This is a genomic window from Nocardioides aromaticivorans (genome assembly GCF_013408525.1).
Taxonomy (GTDB): domain Bacteria; phylum Actinomycetota; class Actinomycetes; order Propionibacteriales; family Nocardioidaceae; genus Nocardioides; species Nocardioides aromaticivorans.
The window spans coordinates 1,090,560-1,110,768 of record NZ_JACBZM010000001.1 but is presented as its reverse complement, the minus strand read 5'-3'; the positions used below and the strand labels follow the sequence as shown (position 1 = coordinate 1,110,768).

The following is a 20,209-nucleotide window of genomic DNA, read 5'->3' as shown; positions in this document are numbered from 1 at the left end:
CTATGGGCGGCCGGTAATCTCGATTCTCGTGTCTGGGGCGACCCGGCACGTCCCGCATGCCCTCAGACCAGCCCCGATCCGACGGGGCCATCGGCGGGGGAACCAGCATCCGGCACAGCAGCGAGCAGTACCCCCGAGCCCGGCATGGTGCCGGGCCGAGAGACAACACCGAGAGGGAAGCACAAGAGTGCCCACCATTCAGCAGCTGGTCCGCAAGGGCCGCCAGGACAAGGCGTCGAAGACCAAGACGCCTGCCCTGAAGGGATCGCCTCAGCGGCGCGGTGTCTGCACCCGCGTCTACACCACCACCCCGAAGAAGCCGAACTCCGCCCTCCGCAAGGTCGCCCGCGTGCGCCTGAGCAGCGGCGTCGAGGTCACGGCCTACATCCCGGGTGAGGGTCACAACCTCCAGGAGCACTCGATCGTGCTCGTCCGCGGCGGCCGTGTGAAGGACCTGCCCGGTGTCCGCTACAAGGTCATCCGCGGCGCGCTCGACACGCAGGCCGTGAAGAACCGCAAGCAGGCTCGCAGCCGCTACGGCGCCAAGAAGGAGAAGAGCTGACATGCCGCGCAAGGGCCCCGCTCCGAAGCGCCCCATCGACGTCGACCCGGTCTACGGTTCGCAGCTGGTGAGCCAGCTGGTGTCGAAGGTGCTGCAGGATGGCAAGAAGCAGGTTGCTCAGCGGATCGTGTACGCCGCTCTCGAGGGCACCCGCGAGAAGACCGGCACCGACCCGGTCATCACCCTCAAGCGCGCGCTCGACAACGTGCGCCCCGCGCTCGAGGTCAAGTCCCGCCGCGTCGGTGGTGCGACCTACCAGGTCCCCGTCGAGGTCAAGGGCAACCGTGGCACGACGCTGTCGCTGCGCTGGCTCGTGGGCTACGCCCAGGAGCGTCGCGAGAAGACGATGGCCGAGCGCCTGCAGAACGAGATCCTCGACGCCGCCAACGGCCTCGGTGCCGCTGTGAAGAAGCGCGAGGACACCCACAAGATGGCCGAGTCCAACAAGGCCTTCGCCCACTACCGCTGGTGATCTCGTCGGAGCGGGCCCGCCACCGCGGCGCCCGCTCCGGCACCCACCGGTTCCATCCCCTTACCTAAGGAACGCTGACTCACGTGGCAGTCGACATCACGACGGACCTGAACGTCGTCCGCAACATCGGCATCATGGCGCACATCGACGCCGGCAAGACCACCACCACCGAGCGCATCCTGTTCTATACCGGCATCTCCTACAAGATCGGTGAGGTCCACGACGGCGCTGCCACGATGGACTGGATGGAGCAGGAGCAGGAGCGCGGCATCACGATCACGTCGGCCGCGACGACCTGCTGGTGGAAGAAGCACCAGATCAACATCATCGACACCCCGGGCCACGTGGACTTCACGGTCGAGGTCGAGCGCTCGCTGCGCGTCCTCGACGGTGCCGTCGCGGTCTTCGACGGTGTCGCCGGCGTGGAGCCCCAGTCGCAGACCGTGTGGCGCCAGGCCAACAAGTACGCCGTCCCGCGGATGTGCTTCGTCAACAAGCTCGACCGGACCGGTGCGGACTTCTACCGCGTCGTCGACTCGATCGTGCAGAAGCTCAACTCGACCCCGCTGGTCCTCCAGATCCCGATCGGTGCCGAGGGCGACTTCATCGGCGTCGTCGACCTGGTCGAGATGAACGCCAAGGTCTGGCGCGGCGAGACCGCCCAGGGCGAGGACTACGTCGTCGAGGAGATCCCCGCCGACCTCGCCGACAAGGCCGCCGAGTACCGCGAGAAGCTCGTCGAGACCCTCGCCGAGGCCGACGACGACATCATGGAGGTCTACCTCGAGGACGGCGACACGTTCGACGTGCCGACCCTCAAGGCCGCCATCCGTCGCGCGACCCTGGCCGACAAGGTCAACCCGATCCTCACCGGCACCGCGTTCAAGAACAAGGGCGTGCAGCCCCTGCTCGACGCGATCGTCGACTACCTCCCCTCGCCGCTCGACGTGGACGCCATCGTCGGCCACAAGCCGGGTGCCGAGGAGACCGAGGAGAACGAGATCTCGCGCAAGCCCTCCAGCGAGGAGCCGCTGTCCGCGCTCGCGTTCAAGATCGCCGCCGACCCGCACCTGGGCAAGCTGACCTTCGTCCGCGTCTACTCGGGCAAGCTCGAGGCCGGCGCGACCGTGCTCAACGCGAGCAACGGCCGCAAGGAGCGGATCGGCAAGGTCTACCAGATGCACGCCAACAAGCGTGAGGAGATCGCGTCGGTCGGCGCCGGCCAGATCGTCGCCGTCATGGGCCTCAAGGACACCCGGACCGGTCACACCCTCTCCGACACGGCCAAGCCGGTCGTGCTGGAGTCGATGACCTTCCCGGCGCCGGTGATCTCGGTCGCCATCGAGCCGAAGACGAAGGCCGACCAGGAGAAGCTCGGCGTCGCCATCGGCCGTCTCGCCGAGGAGGACCCGACCTTCGTCGTCAAGACCGACGAGGAGACCGGCCAGACCATCATCTCCGGCATGGGCGAGCTCCACCTGGAGATCCTCGTCGACCGGATGAAGCGCGAGTTCAAGGTCGAGGCGACCGTCGGCAAGCCGCAGGTCGCCTACCGCGAGACCATCCGCGGCACCGTCTCGAACCACAGCTACACCCACAAGAAGCAGACCGGTGGGTCGGGCCAGTTCGCGAAGGTCGTCATCTCGCTGGAGCCGAACATCGACCCCGAGACCGGTCTCGGTGCGGGCTACGAGTTCGTCAACAACGTCACCGGTGGTCGCGTCCCGCGCGAGTACATCCCGTCCGTCGACAACGGCGGCCAGGAGGCCATGGAGTTCGGCGTCCTCGCCGGCTACCCGATGGTCGACGTGAAGTTCACCCTCGAGGACGGCGCCTACCACGACGTCGACTCGTCCGAGCTCGCGTTCAAGATCGCCGGCATCCAGTCGTTCAAGGAGGCCGCCCGCAAGGCGAACCCGTGCCTCCTCGAGCCGATGTTCGCCGTCGAGGTCACCACGCCCGAGGACTTCCTCGGCACGGTCATCGGTGACATCAACAGCCGTCGCGGTCAGATCCGCGCGCAGGAGGAGCGTCACGGCGACATCGTCGTGTCCGCCCTCGTGCCGCTGTCCGAGATGTTCGGGTACGTTGGCGACCTGAGGTCCAAGACCTCTGGTCAGGCGTCGTACTCGATGGAGTTCGACTCGTACGCCGAGGTTCCCACGAACATCGCCGACGAGATCATCAAGAAGGCGCGCGGCGAGTAGTCCCCTGGGTCATCGACCCATGGGGGATCTCGACGCAGACCCTCGGCGCACCACCCCTTCAGTACGAGTCAAGTAACAACACATCAGGAGGAGCCCCCAGTGGCTAAGGCGAAGTTCGAGCGGAACAAGCCGCACGTGAACATCGGCACGATCGGTCACATCGACCACGGCAAGACGACGCTGACCGCGGCGATCTCGAAGGTGCTGCACGACAAGTACCCGGACCTCAACGAGGCCTCGCCGTTCGACCAGATCGACAAGGCTCCCGAGGAGCGTCAGCGCGGCATCACGATCTCGATCGCGCACATCGAGTACCAGACCGAGGCGCGCCACTACGCGCACGTCGACTGCCCCGGTCACGCCGACTACATCAAGAACATGATCACCGGTGCTGCCCAGATGGACGGCGCGATCCTGGTGGTCGCCGCGACCGACGGCCCGATGCCGCAGACCCGCGAGCACGTGCTGCTCGCCCGCCAGGTCGGCGTGCCCGCCCTGGTCGTCGCGCTCAACAAGTGCGACATGGTCGACGACGAGGAGCTCATCGAGCTCGTCGAGATGGAGGTGCGCGAGCTCCTCAACGAGTACGAGTTCCCGGGCGACGACGTCCCGGTCGTGCGCGTTGCGGCCTTCCCGGCCCTCAACGGCGACGCCAAGTGGGGCGAGTCGGTTGCCGAGCTCATGTCGGCCGTCGACGAGTACATCCCGCAGCCCGAGCGTGAGGTCGACAAGCCGTTCCTCATGCCCGTCGAGGACGTCTTCACGATCACCGGTCGTGGCACCGTCATCACCGGCCGTATCGAGCGCGGCATCGTCAAGGTGAACGAGGAGGTCGAGATCATCGGCATCCGCGACACCGCGATCAAGACCACCGTCACCGGTGTCGAGATGTTCCGCAAGCTGCTCGACGAGGGCCAGGCCGGTGAGAACGTCGGTCTGCTGCTCCGCGGCACCAAGCGCGAGGACGTCGAGCGCGGCATGGTCGTGGTGAAGCCGGGGACCACCACCCCGCACACCAACTTCGAGGCCAGCGTCTACATCCTCTCGAAGGAGGAGGGCGGCCGTCACACGCCGTTCTTCAACAACTACCGTCCGCAGTTCTACTTCCGGACCACCGACGTGACCGGCGTCGTGACCCTTCCCGAGGGCACCGAGATGGTCATGCCGGGCGACAACACGGACATGACGGTCGAGCTCATCCAGCCGATCGCCATGGACGAGGGTCTGAAGTTCGCGATCCGTGAGGGTGGCCGCACCGTCGGCGCCGGCCGGGTCACGAAGATCACCAAGTGATCTGACCTGCTTCGGGGAAGCCCCCTGCTGCTTCGGCAGCAGGGGGCTTCCTGCATTTCTGCCCGCACGCTCCCAGCCGGGAGAATGTCGGCGTGAACGACGAGCAGGACCACGCGGGCGGCGTACGCCCGGCCCGACCGCACCACAAGCTGACCGAGGACGGGCGGCGGGTGCGGGAGGTGCTGACCTACGCGCGGCGGGGGAGCCGGTTCTCGCCGAAGCAGCAGGCTGCCTGGGACGAGTACGCCGAGCGGTGGGTCGTGCCGGACGAGGCGGTCGACGAGCCGGGGTTCAGCTGGACCACGTGGTTCGGGCGGGAGGCCCCGCTCATCGTCGAGATCGGCGGCGGCGTCGGCGAGGCGACCGCGGCCCTGGCGGCCGCCCGGCCGTCGTACAACGTCCTCTCGCTGGAGGTGTGGCGCCCGGGTGTCGCCGAGAGCCTCGGGCGGGTCGCCGAGGCGGGCGCCGACAACGTCCGCTTCTGCGGCGTGGACGCCGTGTGGACGCTGGAGAACCTGCTGGCCGAGGGCAGCATCAGCGAGCTGTGGACCTTCTTCCCGGACCCCTGGCACAAGACCCGCCACCACAAGCGGCGGCTCGTCGTCCCGGAGTACGCGCGCCTGGTGGCCACGCGGCTCGTGCCGGGTGGCCTGTGGCGGCTCGCGACGGACTGGGCCGACTACGCCGAGCAGATGGTGGAGGTGCTCGACGCCGAGCCGCTGGTCGAGGGTGGTGTCGTCGAGCGCTGGGCCGAGCGGCCGGTCACCAAGTTCGAGCGCAAGGGCATCGCGAAGGAGCGCACGATCACCGACCTGGCCTACCGTCGCGTCACCTGACATTAACGTTCGCGCACCGGCGTGGCGCGCGAAACGGACATCCCCCGGGCGTACTTTCCGATCAGTGGCAGGTGGGGAAGCCGGCCACATCGGGAGGCCCGACGTGACGATTCACGACTGCGCAGCCCGGTCCATCCACAAGGAATAGGGCCGGGGCGGCCCTGGTGGGTGCGCGCGGTCCGGTGAGGTGAGTCGTGGGATCCAGTCACGATGGGGCACAGACCAGCACGCAGCGCCGTACCTACGTCCTCGACACGAGCGTCCTGCTCGCCGACCCGGCCGCACTGCGCCGGTTCGAGGAGCACGAGGTCGTCCTTCCGGTCGTCGTGATCACCGAGCTGGAGGGCAAGCGGCACCACCCCGAGCTGGGGTACTTCGCGCGCAGCGCCCTGCGGATGCTCGACGAGATGCGGGTCAGCCACGGCCGCCTCGACACGCCCGTCCCCGTGGGTGAGGACGGGGGCACGGTCCGCGTCGAGCTCAACCACACCGACGCCGCCTCGCTGCCCTCCGGCTTCCGGCTCGGCGACAACGACACCCGCATCCTCGCGGTCGCGCGCAACCTGGCCGACGAGGGACACCAGGTGACCCTGGTGTCCAAGGATCTCCCGATGCGGATCAAGGCCTCGGCGGTCGGCCTGGACGCCCAGGAGTACCGCGGGGAGGCGATCAGCGACTCGGACACCGGCTACTCCGGCATGGCCGAGATCGAGGTCGCGGCCACCGACCTCGACGAGCTGTACGACGACGGGACGCTCGACCTTCCCGAGGCGCGTGAGCTGCCGTGCCACACCGGCCTGGTGATGCTGTCCGACCGGGGCACCGCGCTCGGCCGGGTCGGACCGGACAAGCAGGTGCACCTGGTCCGCGGCGACCGCGAGGCGTTCGGCATCCACGGCCGCAGCGCCGAGCAGCGCATCGCGCTGGAGCTGCTGCTCGACCCCGACGTGGGCATCGTGTCCCTCGGCGGGCGTGCCGGCACCGGCAAGTCCGCCCTGGCGCTGTGTGCCGGGCTGGAGGCGGTCATGGAGCGCCAGCAGCACAAGAAGGTCGTCGTCTTCCGTCCGCTCTTCGCCGTCGGCGGCCAGGAGCTCGGCTACCTGCCCGGCTCGGAGTCGGAGAAGATGTCGCCCTGGGGCCAGGCGGTCTTCGACACCCTCGGCGCCCTGACCTCGCGCGACGTGGTCGACGAGATCCTGGACCGGGGGATGCTCGAGGTGCTGCCGCTGACCCACATCCGCGGCCGCTCGTTGCACGACTCCTTCGTGATCGTCGACGAGGCGCAGTCGCTCGAGCGCAACGTGCTGCTGACGGTGCTCTCCCGGATCGGCGCCAACTCGAAGGTCGTGCTCACCCACGACGTCGCCCAGCGCGACAACCTGCGGGTCGGCCGCCACGACGGCATCGTCGCGGTCGTCGAGAAGCTCAAGGGCCACCCGCTGTTCTCGCACGTCACGCTGACCCGCTCCGAGCGCTCGCCGATCGCCGCGCTCGTCACCGAGATGCTGGAGAACGTCGTCGTCTGACGCCCCTCACCCGTGGTCGGCGGGCTGGCGGAGGACCTTCTCGAGCGCCTTGCCCTTCGCCAGCTCGTCGACCAGCTTGTCGAGGTAGCGGATCCTGCGCATCAGCGGGTCCTCCACCTCCTCGACCCGGATGCCGCACACGGTGCCCGTGATCAGCGACGCCTGTGGCGTGAGCTCGGCGGCGTCGAAGAAGTCCGCGAACGTCGTACCCGCGTCGAGGTGCGCCTCCAGCTCGGCCTGGCTGAAGCCGGTCAGCCAGCGGATGGTCTCGTCGAGCTCGGCCTTCGAGCGGCCCTTCCGCTCCACCTTGGTGACGTAGTGGGGGTAGACGGACGCGACGCTGGTCGTGAAGATCCGGTGCACCTCCTCACTGTAGGTGCCGGTGCTGGGGCTCGTGTGACTGCTGGGACCAGCGTGACGGAGCCGGCCGAAACCGGGCGGTGCGCCTGTGCGGTTCGGTTTGCACCTGCCGCGGCCGTCAGGCATGGTGGTCGCTGGTCGCCGGCGGTGATGACAACGGTGTCGGGCCCGATCGGGCGGCGACCAGCGTCCTGCCGTCGAGCCCGAAGTCGAGAATTTTGACGAAGCACGCACCGAGCCACGGGAAAGGGCCTGCGCCCAAGCACCGCGGAAAGCCGAAGCATGCCCACCTCGCCGAAGCACCTCGCAAGGCAGCCCGCAACGTCGTCGTCATGTCGTCGGTCGCCGTCGCCGTCACCGGGGTGTCGGTGGCCGCGGGAGTCGTCGGGAACGACGTCCCCGCCTCCACGGCCAGCGCCGACATCGATGCGCTGAGCGGCGCCGGGACGGTCCAGCCGACCGTCGCCGCGGAGAGCCGCGAGCCCGTGCTGTCCCGCTCGGACCGCCGGCCCGAGGCCGACCCGGTCAAGACGGCCACCCTCGACGAGTCCGCGGGCTCCGCGATGACCGACGAGCGCCGGCTCTCCGACTCCGACCCGCGCGACATCGCTCGCGCCCTGCTGTCGGAGTTCGGCTTCTCCTCTGACCAGTTCGGCTGCCTCGACTCGCTGTGGACCCGCGAGTCCGGCTGGCGGGTCAACGCCGACAACCCCAGCTCGAGCGCGTACGGCATCCCGCAGGCCCTCCCGGGCTCCAAGATGTCGTCGGCCGGCTCCGACTGGGCCACCAACCCCGCGACGCAGATCCGCTGGGGCCTGGGCTACATCCAGAGCCGCTACGGCAGCCCGTGCAGCGCCTGGGGCCACAGCGAGTCCCACGGCTGGTACTAGCCGGACCGCGCGAGCGCCCGCTGGCGGCAGGACCGTCGCCTCGCGCGACGGCCGACCGTCTCAGGCCAGCCGTGACTTCTGCACCTTCCCCATCTCGTTGCGGGGGAGCGAGGCGACGAAGCGCACCTCGCGCGGGCGCTTGTGCGCGGACAGCTCCGCGCCGACCCAGGCGGTGAGCTCGGCGCCCAGCGCGTCCTCGTCGGCGACGTCGGAGCGGGGGACGACGTACGCGACGATCCGCTGGCCCAGGTCCTCGTCCGGGGCGCCGACGACGGCGCACTCGGCGACGGCGCGGTGGCCGAGGAGGGTGGACTCGATCTCGCCCGCGCCGATCCGGTAGCCGCCGGACTTGATCAGGTCGACCGACGCCCGGCCGACGATCCGGTGGCGCCCGTCAGGGGTGATGCAGGCGACGTCACCGGTGCGGAACCAGCCGTCCTCGGTCCACACCTCGGCGGTGGCCTCCGCGCGGTTGAGGTAGCCGGCGAAGAGCGTCGGGCCACGGACCTCGAGGCTGCCCACGGATTCGCCGTCGTGGGGCACCGGCGCGCCGTCCTCGTCGCGCAGCCGGGTCTCGACGCCGGTGATGGGGACGCCGACCCAGCCGGCCTGCCGGACGCCGTCGGCGCGGGTGGCGACGGTGATCAGGGTCTCGCTCATGCCGTAGCGCTCGACGGGGTCGTGCCCGGTCAGCTCCCGCAGGCGCTCGAACACGGGGACCGGCAGGGCGGCACTGCCCGAGACGAGCAGCCGGGCCTCGCGCAGGGCAGCCGCGTGCTCGGGCGCCTCGACGAGGCGGCTCCACACGGTCGGCACCCCGAAGAACAGCGTGGCCCCGGCGCGCGCGGCGTCGGCGTACCGCTCCGGCGTGGGCCGGCCGGTGTGCACCAGGCCGCTGCCGGTGCGCAGGGGCCCCAGGACGCCCAGCACGAGGCCGTGCACGTGGAAGAGCGGCAGGCCGTGGGCGAGCACGTCCTCGGCCGTCCACGACCAGGCGTCGGCGAGCCCGTCGAGGCCGGCGGCCAGCGCGGAGCGGGGGAGCAGCACGCCCTTGGGCAGGCCGGTCGTCCCCGAGGTGTAGAGCACGAAGGCCGGCGCGTCCTCGGCCACCCCCGCCGGCGTGTACGACGCCCGGGCGGTCAGGTCGACCGGCAGGTGCTCGATCCCGTGCGGGTCCGGAGGGGCGGCGCCGAGCCAGCACTCGGGGGCGCTGTCGCCGAGCAGGTGGCGCAGCTCGGCCGCCCCCGAGTCGGGCGGGACCGGCACGACCGTCGCTCCGGCCAGCAGCGCACCCACGACGGCCACGACGGTGTCCATGGTGGGCGTGGCGTGCACGGCGACCCGGACGCGGCCGGCCAGCGGTGCGCCCAGGGCGGCTGCGGCGCCGAGGAGCTCGGGCGCGGTGAGCGTCGTACCGTCGACGGAGACGGGACGCCCGGTGCCGTCGACGAGGGCGGTCAGGAGCTCGGCCACACCCGCATCCTCCCGGATCCGGTGCCGGGGTCCCCGATGCGGGGTGCCTGCGGGTGCATGATGCCTGCATGGGCGGGGCTCGGGTGTCCCGCACGACCGAAGGAGCCCGTCATGCTCTGGACCATCATCGTGACCATCGTCGGCGGCGCCGTCATCGGCCTGCTCGGCAAGGCCGTCGCGCCGGGTGACCGGACGAAGTTCCCGCTGTGGCTGACGATCGTGTGCGGCATCGTCGGCATGCTGGTCGGCAGCTTCATCTACTGGGGCCTGTTCGGCAGCAACAACGGCGACTTCGACAACCACGAGGCGACGTGGGACAACGCCACGAACGGGATCGACTGGCTGCGCCACGCGTGGCAGGTCGGCGTCGCGGCGGTGGCGGTGATCGTCGCGGCCGCGCTGACCGGCCGCAAGAAGGCCTGAGCCGGCTGGTTCAGGGTCGCGTCATCGCGGCGAGGTCGAGCGCGGCGTCGAGCTCCTCGAGGGTGAGCTCGCCGCGCTCGACGTACCCGAGCGCCAGGACGGTCTCGCGGATGGTCGTGCCGGTCGCGAGCGCCTGCTTGGCGACCTTGGCGGCCGCCTCGTAGCCGATGTGGCGGTTGAGCGGGGTGACGACGGACGGCGACGACGCCGCGTAGCGGTGCATCCGCTCGGCGTCGGCCGTGATGCCGTCGATGCAGCGCCGCGCGAGCGTGGTCGTCGACGTCGACAGCAGGCGGACCGACTCCAGCAGGTTGCGGGCGATCACCGGCATCGCGACGTTGAGCTCGAAGCTGCCGCTGGCGCCCGCCGCGGTGACGGCGGCGTCGTTGCCGATGACCTGCATGCAGACCATCAGCGTCGCCTCGGGGAGCACCGGGTTGACCTTGCCCGGCATGATCGAGGAGCCCGGCTGCAGGTCGGGCAGGTGGATCTCGGCCAGGCCGGTCGTCGGGCCGGAGCCCATCCAGCGCAGGTCGTTGCAGATCTTGGTGAGGCCGACCGCGATCGTGCGCAGCACGCCGCTGAGCTCGACGAGGGAGTCGCGCGTGCCCTGCGCCTCGAAGTGGTTGCGCGCCTCGGTGAACGCCTGACCTGTGGCCTCGGCGAGCGCGGCGATCGCGGCCGCGGCGAAGCCCGGGGGCGTGTTGATGCCCGTGCCGACCGCGGTCCCGCCCAGTGGCAGCTCCCGCACGCGGGGGAGGACGGACTCCAGCCGCTCGGCGCCGTAGCGGATCGTGGCGGCGTACCCGCCGAACTCCTGGCCCAGGGTCACCGGCGTCGCGTCCATGAGGTGCGTCCGGCCGGACTTCACCAGGTCGGCGAACTCGGTCGCCTTCGCCTCCAGCGACGTCGCGAGCACGTCGAGCGCCGGCAGCAGGTCGCGGACGACGGCCAGCGTCGCGGCGACGTGGATCGCGGTCGGGAAGGTGTCATTGCTCGACTGGCTGGCGTTGACGTGGTCGTTGGGGTGGACGCTCACGCCGGCGCGGGCGGCCAAGGTCGCGATCACCTCGTTGGCGTTCATGTTGGAGCTGGTGCCCGAGCCGGTCTGGAAGACGTCGATGGGGAACTCGCCGTCGTACGTCCCGTCCGCCACCGCACGGGCAGCGTCCGCGATCGCGTCGGCCAGGTCGGACGACAGCACGCCGAGGTCGGCGTTGGCGCGCGCCGCGGCCGCCTTCACCTCGCCGAGCGCGTGGACGAGCGCCGGCTCGATCGGCGTGCCGCTGATCGGGAAGTTCTCGACGGCCCGCTGGGTCTGCGCCTGCCAGAGGGCCGCGGCCGGGACCCGGACCTCGCCCATGGAGTCGTGCTCGATCCGGAAGTCCTCGTTGCTCACGTCATCGAAACTACTCCGGCGGTGGGATCAGACCCAGACCTTGTAGCGCACGGTGAGCGTGAAGCTCTTCACGTCGTAGTGGTTGAACGACGCCGTGCCGGCGTCCCAGTGGACCCACTTCTTGCCGCTGGCGGACCGCACGACCTTGCTGGCCGCCACCCGGACGCCGGCGTGGGAACCGACCGTGCGACTGAGCCGGACCACAGCCGCAGGGTCGGCCGTGGCGGACGCGGGCTCGTAGACCAGCGCGCCGACGCTCGTGCCGTACCCACGCGATGCGCCTCCGGAGGCGTCGATGCGCACGTCGACATAGCTCGCGGCCGACGGCAGGCTGGCCCGGTGGCGGGTGAGCACCGTCGTCGCAGAGGTGGCGGTCGAGCGGCAGCGGGTGTTGGCGTAGTAGCCGAGCGAGCCCGACCACCCGTGCGAGGACGGTGAGCGCAGCGTCGAGCAACGGCCGACCGAGCTGCTGATCCGGGAGGAGGTGGCGCTCACCGTCCGGGTGTATGTCCTGAGCACGAGCTGCTGGACCTTGAAGGAGACGGACGGACCGACATTCCTCGCTGCGTCGACGATGCGCAGCGTGTACGAACCGACGGGCAGGAGGAGGCCGTCGGAGTCGCGACCGTTGTAGAGGTCCGACCAGGTGCCCGCGGTGTACGAGTAGATCGGCCGGAAGTTGACCTCGGTGCCAGCGGCGTCGACCACGCTGAAGTAGCGGTAGTCCGTGCCCGTGCCGGTCGACGTCACCGACACGGGGTCGTACTCGCCGGAGCTGTTGCGCCGGAAGTACGGGCGCGACAGGCTGACCGTGCCGTCCGGGGCATCGACGTCGACGGTGATGGTCGGCGACTTGCCGGAGTCCAGGATGGAGTGGAGCGGGCCCGTGTAGTCACCACTGCCGTCGGAGGCGGTGACCGTGACGGTGCCGACGAGCTCGTAGGCACCGGTCGTCAGGCCCTCGGAGGTCAGGGTGACGTCGAAGGTGCCGGCCGGGCTGCCCGTCTCGCCCTCGGCATGCACCGTCGGGGCCGTCGCCACGGGGACCCCGTCCTTCTCGACGTGCGCGTCGAACACCCAGTGCCCCTCGCGGTCCGTGTCGATGGTGAAGTTGGGCCCGTCCGGCGGATTGGCGCCGATGAAGTGGGTCAGGTAGCCCGCGACATCGAGGGATCCGGCGGCATGCGTCGGAGCGACCCCGACGAACGTGGCCGAGCAGGCGATGAGCATGGCGATGAGCGCGCGACGCATGGAGGTCCCTCCCCGAGACGTGGCGCTCCCACGGCGCCGGAGGGATCGTACGTCGGCATCCGCCCGGCCGGGGCATCTTCGGTGGAAGGCGTGACCGATACGGGTGCCAGGCCCTCAGCGTGGCGCCAGCAGGTCCATTCCGACCCGGTCCACCGACCTCGTCGTGGCCCGTACGACGACCGCGGCACGCCCCGCGTCCCGGTCGACACCCACGAACGAGCGCCAGCCGCCGGTCCCGCCGTTGTGCCACGTGATCGCGCGCCCGCGCACCGTGGTGGTGAGCCACGCGTCGCCGATCCGGACGGCGGGCCCGGCGAAGGAGGCCGTCGGCTCGAGCGCGGCCACTCCGGGGGCGGAGCCGTCGAGCAGGGCGGCCGCGAAGGCGGCGAGGTCGCCCAGCGTCGACCGGATGCCGCCGGCGGGTCCCAGGCCCTCCCCGGTCCACGGCTCGGCTGCCCGGCCCCGGCGCGTGGTGCCGGCGAGGGCGCGCGGCGACAGCTCGGCCGGCGTCGCGGGGACGTACCAGCTGCCGAGGCCCAGGGGTGCGGCGAGCCGGTCGCGCACGAGGCCGGCGTAGGTCGTCCCCGCCGCCGCAGCCACGGCATGCCCCAGCAGCTCGAAGCCCAGGTTCGAGTACGACGCCCGCGGCCGGCCGACCGTGGTCGCGCGGGTCTGCTCCAGCAGCTCGGCCAGGGTGTCGTCGTACGGGTTGGCGGCGTGGCGCCACAGGCGCCACGAGCGGCCGGCCATGCCGGGGATCCTCGGCAGCCGGGGGAGTCCGGACCGGTGCTGGGCGAGCGAGCCCAGGGTCACCCCGCCGGCCGGGCAGCCGGCGAGCGGGAGGTGCTGCTGGAGGAGGTCCTCCGGAGCGACCTCGCCGCGCTCGACCGCGTCGCGGAAGAGCAGTCCGGTGACGCCCTTGGAGACCGAGCCGATCTCCACGTCCGCGTCGTCGGGCAGCAGGTGGCTCCTCGTGCTGGTCTCGCCCGAGGCGACGACGGCGACGCCCCAGGGGAGGCCGCCGAGGGCGGGAGCCTCCACGCTCAGTCGAAGAGCTCGGAGAGCCACGACTCCTTGCGCCGCTTCTTGTAGTGGCCCTGGTCGCGGCGGTCGTCGTACCGGTCGTACTGCTGCGGGCGCGGGGCCTGCGGGGCGGCCGGCTGCTGCTGGCCGACGGAGCGGTCGATGATCTTGTCCAGCTCGCCGCGGTCCAGCCAGACGCCGCGGCACTGCGGGCAGTAGTCGATCTCGATGCCGTTCCGCTCGCTCATCACCAGCGTGGTCTCGTCAACGGGGCAGCGCATGCCTGGTGAACGGACCGGCCCGCTGGTGGGTTCCCGGTCCGGGAACCCACCAGCGGATGCTCAACTGGCGCTGAGGACGTCGTAGTGCACGGTGATCCGGAACTTCGCCACGTCGTACTGGGACTTGTAGGCCGCCATGTAGCGCCAGGCGAGGTAGCGCTCCCCGTCGACGAGCCCCGCGGCGCCCGCGGTGGCGCCGTTGTGCCAGCCGACGTTGGAGGCGGTGTAGCGGAATGCAGTCCACTTCTGGCCGGGCTCGTTCCAGTACTCGATCCCGCCGCGGCTGCGGGGCTTGGCCTTCGCGGCGCCGCCGTAGGTGTCGACCCGGGCGTCGACGTAGCGCTCGGCCCGGGGGACCCGGACGAGGTGCACGGTGATCACCGCGCTGGCATCCCACGTCTGGGTGGCGCAGCGCGTGTTCGCGTAGTAGCCGTAGGAGCCGGCCCAGCCGCGCCGCGAGGGCTTGCGGAGGGTCGAGCACTTGCCGACGTACTTCCAGTACTGCGACGTGGGCAGGACGCGCACGGTGTACGTCTTGCGGACGAGGCGCTGCAGGGAGACGGTGACGGTGCCGGTCACGGTCGCCGCCTCGGTCCCGTTGAACGCGACGAGGGTGTACGTCCCGGCCGGCACCAGGTTGCCGGCGGTGTCACGTCCGCCCCACGCGACGGTGTCGCTCTCGGAGAGGTCGAAGGTCCGCACCGGGGTGTCCGCGGCGTCCCGGATCTCCAGCGAGCTCACATCGTCGGTGTTGCTCACGACGGTGATCGTCGTGGTCCCGGGCCGCTTGGCGGTGCGGATGTTCGGGTAGATCGTCGCGTTCGACGACGTGATGGCGGTGACGTCGGGCGGCGCCGCCTGGGCGGGCACGACGCCGACGAGGGTCGCCAGGACCGCAGCGACCATGGCGAGGACAAGGGTACGACCGAGCATCTCCAGCCTTCCGAGAAACGGCGGCACCCGGATGGCGCCGAGACGGGAGTACAGCACGGCGGGCGAGCCCGACGGACCGTTTTCGCCGAATCGGCGCGGATCCCCGGCCGCCGGCTACTCCGCCGAGCGCACCCGGATGCCCGAGATGGGCACCGTGACCGCACCGCTCGGGTCGGTGAAGAAGTCGTTGCCCTTGTCGTCGACCACGATGAACGCCGGGAAGTCCTCGACCTGGATCTTCCAGACCGCCTCCATGCCGAGCTCGGGGTACTCGATGACCTCCTGGCTCTTGATGCAGTCCTGGGCCAGTCGCGCGGCCGGGCCGCCGATCGAGCCGAGGTAGAAGCCGCCGTACTCGTTGCACGCCTCGGTGACCTGCTTGGAGCGGTTGCCCTTGGCGAGCATGACCATCGAGCCGCCGGCGGCCTGGAAGGACTTCACGTAGGAGTCCATCCGGCCGGCGGTGGTGGGACCGAAGGAGCCGGAGGCCATGCCCTCGGGGGTCTTGGCCGGGCCGGCGTAGTAGACCGGGTGGTTCTTGAGGTAGTCGGGCATCTCCTCGCCGGCGTCCAGGCGCTCCTGGATCTTCGCGTGCGCGATGTCGCGGGCCACCACGAGCGGGCCGGTGAGGGAGAGCCGCGTCTTGACCGGGTACGACGACAGCTGGGCCAAGATCTCGCTCATCGGCCGGTTGAGGTCGACCTTCACGACCTCGCCGCCCGAGATGTCCTCGGCCACGCCGGCGTCGGGCATGTACTGCGCCGGGTCGGTCTCGAGCTGCTCGAGGAAGACGCCCTCGGACGTGATCTTGCCGAGCGCCTGCCGGTCGGCGGAGCAGGAGACGGCGATCGCGACCGGGCAGGAGGCGCCGTGGCGGGGGAGGCGGACGACGCGGACGTCGTGGCAGAAGTACTTGCCGCCGAACTGCGCACCGATCCCGAAGGACTGGGTCAGCTTGAAGACCTCCTCCTCCAGCTCGAGGTCGCGGAAGCCGTGGGCCGACATCGAGCCCTCGGTGGGCAGGTTGTCGAGGTAGTGCGCGCTGGCGTACTTCGCGGTCTTGAGCGCGAACTCGGCGGAGGTGCCGCCGATCACGACCGCCAGGTGGTACGGCGGGCAGGCGGCCGTGCCGAGCGAGCGGATCTTCTCGTCGAGGAACTCCAGCATCCGCTTCGGGTTGAGGACGGCCTTCGTCTCCTGGAAGAGGAACGACTTGTTGGCCGAGCCACCGCCCTTGGCCATGAAGAGGAACTTGTACTCGGGCTTCCCGTCCTTCGACGGCGTCGAGTAGAGCTCGATCTGCGCCGGCAGGTTGGTGCCGGTGTTCCTCTCCTCGTACGTCGTCAGCGGGGCGAGCTGGCTGTAGCGGAGGTTGAGCTTCGTGTAGGCGTCGTACACGCCCTTGCTGATCCACTCGCCGTCGTCGGCGCCGGTGAGCACGCCCTCGGACTTCTTGCCCATCACGATGGCGGTGCCGGTGTCCTGGCACATCGGGAGGACGCCGCCGGCGGAGATGTTGACGTTCTTGAGCAGGTCGAGCGCCACGAACCGGTCGTTGCCCGACGCCTCGGGGTCGTCGATGATCTTGCGCAGCTGCTTCAGGTGCGCGGGGCGCAGGTAGTGGCTGATGTCGTGCATCGCCTCTGCGGTGAGCCGCTGGATCGCGGCGGGGTCGACCTTGAGGAAGGTCTGTCCGTCCGGGCCCTCGACGGTCTCGACGCCCTCCGTCGTGATCAGTCGGTAGGGGGTGTCGTCGTGCGACGCCGGGAGGAGGTCGGAGTACCGGAACTCTGCTTCAGCCACGGGCACCGAGGATATCGCGTCCGTGGCGTTGCCCTGACATGCGACGAGGGCCGGGCGCCCCTGGCGTCCGGCCCTCGTCGTTGCTGATCGGTGTCAGGCGGTGGTCATCTGCGTCGCAGCGATCGCGAACTCGATCACGGCGCCCACGGGGAGACCCGCCTGTGCCGTGTTGAGCGTGATCCGCAGGCCGTCGATCCGGTTGATCTTCTTGCCGGCGTCGACGCCCTGCTTGTTGAGCTCGACCTTGCCCAGCCCGGCCACGTCGATCGACGTGTTGGGCGAGACGTTGACCGGGATGGCGTTGCCGGCGATCACCAGGTTGACGGTCGTCATCTTCATGGACTGCGTCCACTTGCCGTCGACCAGCTTGGCGCTGGCGGTGACCTCGATCGCGTCGGCCTTGATCAGGCCGCCGAGGAGGTTGAGGCCCACCGTCTTGTTGGTGTTGGTGATGTCGGCGTTGCCGGTCGTCGAGTCACGGCTCGACGTGCTGGTCGAGGTCAGCGTGCCGAGGGTGGCGATGCCCGGGAGGCTCACCGTGGCCGTCGAGTTGCGCAGCGTGGTGCCGTTGCTGCCGTTGAACGGCGTGCCGGTGTAGGCGGTCGGGTCGGAGACGACGCTGATCTGCGTGCCGACCTTGGCCTGGATGCGGCTGCTGTAGGCGAAGCCACCGAGGCGCGGGGCGTTGGCGGCCGGGACGGCCTCCTGCAGGTAGTGGTTCACCGGGCTGGCGATGATGACCGTGCCCGCGTTGAAGCCGTCACGCGGCTTGAGCAGCTGCACGGCGACGGCCCAGCTGCGGGTGCCGGCGAGCTCGGAGGTGCCGGCGTGGAAGGTCGCGTTGAGGCTGATCGCCGCGACGCCCGGGATGTTGACGCTGTAGTTCTTCGGGATGTCGACCGGGAGGTTGACGCCGAGGATCTTGATGCCGAGCAGCTTGTGGTTGCCCACTGCGGAGCTGGTGCCGTCGGGCTTGCCGGTCGTGGTGACGGTGCTCTCGACGGCGTCGATCTTGATCAGGCCGTTGAGCAGGTTGACCCCGGCGACGCGCGCCCACGAGTTGATCTCGATGTTGCCACCGCTCTTGGTGGCCCAGGTCTTGGTCTCGGCGGCGCCGACGCTCAGCAGGCCGGTGACATTGGCCGCGGCGGTGCTGTTGCTGGACGTTCGGGCCGGACCGCCGCTGATCGCGGTCGCCGCGGTCAGGTCGGACGAGACGGTGCTGCCGAGCGCCTTGACGTACGTGGCGCCGGTGTTGGCGGAATAATTCCAGTCGTCGACCGGTGCGGCCTGCGCGGACGGCGACGGGACCGCCACCAGTGCGAAGACCGTCGCCAGGAAGGCGAACAGGCTCAAGAGCTTACGGACGTTCACGGGACCCCATTCCCACAGTGTTTTTCGTTGTCGTGTCCCCCGGCAGAACCCACGCTCCGCCCCGAGAGGGGGTAAAAGCCATGCCGTTCCCGCAGTATCAACGGAGCAATCCCCCCGCAGGTCACGCACAGATGGCGACAGGCTATCGCCTCCGTCCGGCTCGCGTGAGAGGGGTGACCAAACTCGCAGTGGGTACCGGGACGTGTTTCGCGCTCGCGAGCGTTCCTCCCACCATGCACGTGTACGACGCCGTGGTGATCGGGGCAGGCCAGGCCGGCCTGTCCGCGTCGTACCACCTCGGCCGGCTCGGCCTCGACCACGTGGTCCTCGACGCCAACCCCCGCCCGGGCGGGGCGTGGCAGCACCGCTGGGACTCGCTCACGATGAACGACGTCCACGGCGTCGCCGACCTGCCCGACGCGCCCGCCCCCGGCGGCTCGGCCGACCGGGCGAACGCGGTCCTCGCCGACTGGTTCGCGCGCTACGAGGCCGACCACCGGCTGCCCGTCGTCCGGCCCGTGCGCGTGGACCGGGTGACCTCCGAGGGCGACCTGCTGGTGGTGCACGCCGGCGCGCGGCAGTGGACCACGCGGACGCTGGTCAACGCGACCGGCACCTGGACGCAGCCTTTCGTGCCGTCGTACCCGGGGGCGGGGGAGTTCCGCGGCGAGCAGCTGCACACCGCCGACTACCCGGGGCCGGAGCACTTCGACGGCAAGCGGGTGCTCGTCGTCGGTGGCGGGGCCTCGGCCGTGCAGTTCATCGGCGAGCTGGCACCGCGGACCGACGTGCTCTGGGCGACCCGCCGCCCGCCGGTCTGGCGCGAGCACTTCGACGAGAACGTCGGTCGCCATGCGATCGAGATGGTGCAGGAGCGGGTGCGGCAGGGCCTGCCGCCCGCGAGCGTCGTCAGCGTGACCGGCCTCGCCCTGCGTCCGCAGGAGCAGGAGGCCGCGCGGCTGGGCGCCTACGAGCGGCGGCTGCCGATGTTCGAGCGGATCGAGCCGGACGGCGTCCGCTGGGCCGACGGCCGCTTCGAGCGGGTCGACGTGATCCTCTGGGCCACCGGCTTCCGGCCCGCGGTGGCCCACCTCGCACCGCTGCACCTGCGCAGCCCGCACGGCGGGATCGCCCTGCTGCAGAGCGGGTCCGACGTGCAGACCGCGACCACCGCGGAGCGCGACCCGCGGGTCCAGCTGGTCGGCTACGGGCCCTCCGCGAGCACGATCGGGGGCAACCGTGCGGGACGCGCGGCGGCGCTCGCCGTCCGCCGCTTCCTGGACGCGCAGTTGCGCGCCGGGGACCGTGCGCTAGCGTGATCGTCGACAACCCACGGGAGTCCGCGGCAGCGGGCTGAGAGGGAGCTGGAGCCGCTCCGACCGTCACACCTGATCCGGATCATGCCGGCGAAGGAACGGATGAGATGACTGTGCTGCGTGCTGTTCCCCTCGATGTGCCGAGGCTGACCTGCCTCGTGTCCGATGCCGACGACCTGTCGCTGTTGCCGGCGCTCGCCCGGGCCGGCGTGGACGGCTTCCAGGTCCGGGCCAAGGGCCTGACGACCCGCGACCTCGTCGCGCTGAGCCGTGCGGTGCTCGACGCCGTCCGCCCGTACGACGCCCGGGTGCTCGTCAACGACCGGCTGGACGTCGCCCTCGCCGCTGGTGCCGATGGCGTCCACCTCGGCGCCGAGGACCTCGCGGTCGCCGACGCCCGGCGGCTGGCGCCGCACCTCCTGGTCGGCGCGACCTGCCGGACCCGCGCGGGTGCGGAGGCGGCCGCCGCGGACGGTGCCGACTACGCCGGGTTCGGCCCGCTGCTCGCGACGACGTCCAAGGCGGGGCTGCCCGCCCCACTGGGCGTGGACGCGGTCCGCGAGGCCGCCGGCGTCCTCCCGCTCGTCGCGATCGGCGGCCTCACGGCCACCACGGCCACCGGCGCCCGGGCCGCAGGCGCGCACGGCGTGGCCGTGATCGGCGCGATCTGGCGACATCCCGATCCCGTGGCAGCAGCGAAGGAGCTCGTGCAGGCAGTCGCTTAGGCCATGTCTCCCACGCCACCGCCTGCTGCGCGACGTTTCCGACTCGATCTGGCTGCGTTGGG

19 protein-coding genes and 1 riboswitch are annotated in these 20,209 nt (G+C 70.7%); of the genes, 10 read left to right on the top strand and 9 right to left on the bottom strand.

Features of this window, described 5'->3' with window-relative positions:
• Positions 1 to 187: 187 nt before the first annotated feature.
• The 6 genes from rpsL (at position 188) to phoH2 (ending at position 6,896) form a co-directional block, all read left to right on the top strand.
• Positions 188 to 562, top strand: coding sequence for a 30S ribosomal protein S12 (gene rpsL, locus BJ993_RS05150; RefSeq protein ID WP_036551109.1), 375 nt, complete (start codon positions 188 to 190; stop codon positions 560 to 562).
• Position 563: 1 nt separating this feature from the next.
• On the top strand, positions 564 to 1,034 hold the full coding sequence (gene rpsG, locus BJ993_RS05145) for a 30S ribosomal protein S7 (RefSeq protein ID WP_028654596.1): 471 nt from the start codon (positions 564 to 566) through the stop codon (positions 1,032 to 1,034).
• 134 nt (positions 1,035 to 1,168) lie between these two features.
• Positions 1,169 to 3,241: an elongation factor G gene (gene fusA / locus BJ993_RS05140; RefSeq protein ID WP_218864918.1), complete on the top strand. Its 2,073-nt coding sequence runs from the start codon at positions 1,169 to 1,171 to the stop codon at positions 3,239 to 3,241.
• 99 nt (positions 3,242 to 3,340) lie between these two features.
• Positions 3,341 to 4,534: an elongation factor Tu gene (gene tuf, locus BJ993_RS05135; RefSeq protein WP_036551112.1), complete on the top strand. Its 1,194-nt coding sequence runs from the start codon at positions 3,341 to 3,343 to the stop codon at positions 4,532 to 4,534.
• A gap of 92 nt (positions 4,535 to 4,626) precedes the next feature.
• Positions 4,627 to 5,370 (top strand): tRNA (guanosine(46)-N7)-methyltransferase TrmB, encoded by a 744-nt coding sequence (gene trmB / locus BJ993_RS05130; RefSeq protein ID WP_179647974.1) that lies wholly within the window; start codon positions 4,627 to 4,629, stop codon positions 5,368 to 5,370.
• A 194-nt stretch (positions 5,371 to 5,564) separates the two neighbouring features.
• Positions 5,565 to 6,896: an RNA 5'-3' helicase PhoH2 gene (gene phoH2 / locus BJ993_RS05125; RefSeq protein WP_179647973.1), complete on the top strand. Its 1,332-nt coding sequence runs from the start codon at positions 5,565 to 5,567 to the stop codon at positions 6,894 to 6,896.
• A gap of 6 nt (positions 6,897 to 6,902) precedes the next feature.
• On the opposite strand, the gene BJ993_RS05120 is transcribed toward phoH2, so the two are convergent.
• Entirely contained in the window at positions 6,903 to 7,259 is a 357-nt protein-coding gene (locus BJ993_RS05120; RefSeq protein ID WP_308645481.1) for a DUF2200 domain-containing protein, read from the bottom strand.
• A gap of 329 nt (positions 7,260 to 7,588) precedes the next feature.
• Between BJ993_RS05120 and BJ993_RS05115 the strand changes: the two genes are divergently transcribed.
• Positions 7,589 to 8,146, top strand: a complete 558-nt coding sequence (locus BJ993_RS05115; protein WP_257026809.1) for an aggregation-promoting factor C-terminal-like domain-containing protein — start codon at positions 7,589 to 7,591, stop codon at positions 8,144 to 8,146.
• A 60-nt stretch (positions 8,147 to 8,206) separates the two neighbouring features.
• On the opposite strand, the gene BJ993_RS05110 is transcribed toward BJ993_RS05115, so the two are convergent.
• Entirely contained in the window at positions 8,207 to 9,619 is a 1,413-nt protein-coding gene (locus tag BJ993_RS05110) for an acyl-CoA synthetase (RefSeq protein ID WP_218864611.1), read from the bottom strand.
• A gap of 111 nt (positions 9,620 to 9,730) precedes the next feature.
• Between BJ993_RS05110 and BJ993_RS05105 the strand changes: the two genes are divergently transcribed.
• Complete coding sequence (locus tag BJ993_RS05105) at positions 9,731 to 10,042, top strand: GlsB/YeaQ/YmgE family stress response membrane protein (protein WP_036551121.1); 312 nt, start codon at positions 9,731 to 9,733, stop codon at positions 10,040 to 10,042.
• A gap of 10 nt (positions 10,043 to 10,052) precedes the next feature.
• Here the strand turns inward: BJ993_RS05105 and BJ993_RS05100 are convergent, their stop codons facing one another.
• The 7 genes from BJ993_RS05100 to BJ993_RS05070 all read right to left on the bottom strand — a co-directional run bounded on the left by BJ993_RS05100 (position 10,053) and on the right by BJ993_RS05070 (position 18,106).
• Positions 10,053 to 11,441, bottom strand: a complete 1,389-nt coding sequence (locus tag BJ993_RS05100) for a class II fumarate hydratase (RefSeq protein ID WP_308645480.1) — start codon at positions 11,439 to 11,441, stop codon at positions 10,053 to 10,055.
• A 27-nt stretch (positions 11,442 to 11,468) separates the two neighbouring features.
• Positions 11,469 to 12,692 carry a hypothetical protein gene (locus BJ993_RS05095; protein WP_179647971.1) on the bottom strand — a complete coding sequence of 408 codons (1,224 nt, stop codon included), beginning with the start codon at positions 12,690 to 12,692 and terminating at the stop codon, positions 11,469 to 11,471.
• A gap of 114 nt (positions 12,693 to 12,806) precedes the next feature.
• Positions 12,807 to 13,733: a serine hydrolase domain-containing protein gene (locus tag BJ993_RS05090; protein ID WP_308645479.1), complete on the bottom strand. Its 927-nt coding sequence runs from the start codon at positions 13,731 to 13,733 to the stop codon at positions 12,807 to 12,809.
• Positions 13,734 to 13,735: 2 nt separating this feature from the next.
• On the bottom strand, positions 13,736 to 13,996 hold the full coding sequence (locus tag BJ993_RS05085) for a TFIIB-type zinc ribbon-containing protein (RefSeq protein ID WP_036551130.1): 261 nt from the start codon (positions 13,994 to 13,996) through the stop codon (positions 13,736 to 13,738).
• 60 nt (positions 13,997 to 14,056) lie between these two features.
• The gene (locus BJ993_RS05080; protein WP_179647969.1) at positions 14,057 to 14,902 is read right to left on the bottom strand and encodes a FlgD immunoglobulin-like domain containing protein; all 846 of its coding nucleotides are present in this window, start codon (positions 14,900 to 14,902) and stop codon (positions 14,057 to 14,059) included.
• Between the two features lie 141 nt (positions 14,903 to 15,043).
• Positions 15,044 to 16,732, bottom strand: coding sequence for a fumarate hydratase (locus BJ993_RS05075; protein ID WP_179647968.1), 1,689 nt, complete (start codon positions 16,730 to 16,732; stop codon positions 15,044 to 15,046).
• A 93-nt stretch (positions 16,733 to 16,825) separates the two neighbouring features.
• Entirely contained in the window at positions 16,826 to 18,106 is a 1,281-nt protein-coding gene (locus BJ993_RS05070) for a choice-of-anchor P family protein (RefSeq protein WP_179647967.1), read from the bottom strand.
• A 233-nt stretch (positions 18,107 to 18,339) separates the two neighbouring features.
• On the opposite strand from BJ993_RS05070, the gene BJ993_RS05065 reads away from it, so the two are divergent.
• Together BJ993_RS05065 and thiE are read left to right on the top strand one after the other, a co-directional pair.
• Positions 18,340 to 19,425 carry an NAD(P)-binding domain-containing protein gene (locus BJ993_RS05065; protein WP_179647966.1) on the top strand — a complete coding sequence of 362 codons (1,086 nt, stop codon included), beginning with the start codon at positions 18,340 to 18,342 and terminating at the stop codon, positions 19,423 to 19,425.
• A 3-nt stretch (positions 19,426 to 19,428) separates the two neighbouring features.
• Positions 19,429 to 19,539: riboswitch (TPP riboswitch) on the top strand.
• Positions 19,530 to 20,147: a thiamine phosphate synthase gene (gene thiE / locus BJ993_RS05060; RefSeq protein WP_179647965.1), complete on the top strand. Its 618-nt coding sequence runs from the start codon at positions 19,530 to 19,532 to the stop codon at positions 20,145 to 20,147. (Overlaps the previous riboswitch by 10 nt.)
• Positions 20,148 to 20,209: the final 62 nt, after the last annotated feature.

Bases quoted from the DNA above. Each gene is read 5' to 3' on its own strand.
- thiE (WP_179647965.1), top strand. From the start codon at position 19,530: ATGACTGTGCTGCGTGCTGTTCCCCTCGATGTGCCGAGGCTGACCTGC.
- rpsG (WP_028654596.1), top strand. From the start codon at position 564: ATGCCGCGCAAGGGCCCCGCTCCGAAGCGCCCCATCGACGTCGACCCG.
- BJ993_RS05065 (WP_179647966.1), top strand. From the start codon at position 18,340: ATGCACGTGTACGACGCCGTGGTGATCGGGGCAGGCCAGGCCGGCCTG.
- BJ993_RS05115 (WP_257026809.1), top strand. From the start codon at position 7,589: ATGTCGTCGGTCGCCGTCGCCGTCACCGGGGTGTCGGTGGCCGCGGGA.
- fusA (WP_218864918.1), top strand. From the start codon at position 1,169: ATGGCGCACATCGACGCCGGCAAGACCACCACCACCGAGCGCATCCTG.
- BJ993_RS05085 (WP_036551130.1), bottom strand. From the start codon at position 13,996: ATGCGCTGCCCCGTTGACGAGACCACGCTGGTGATGAGCGAGCGGAAC.
- BJ993_RS05080 (WP_179647969.1), bottom strand. From the start codon at position 14,902: ATGGTCGCTGCGGTCCTGGCGACCCTCGTCGGCGTCGTGCCCGCCCAG.
- BJ993_RS05105 (WP_036551121.1), top strand. From the start codon at position 9,731: ATGCTCTGGACCATCATCGTGACCATCGTCGGCGGCGCCGTCATCGGC.
- BJ993_RS05095 (WP_179647971.1), bottom strand. From the start codon at position 12,692: ATGCGTCGCGCGCTCATCGCCATGCTCATCGCCTGCTCGGCCACGTTC.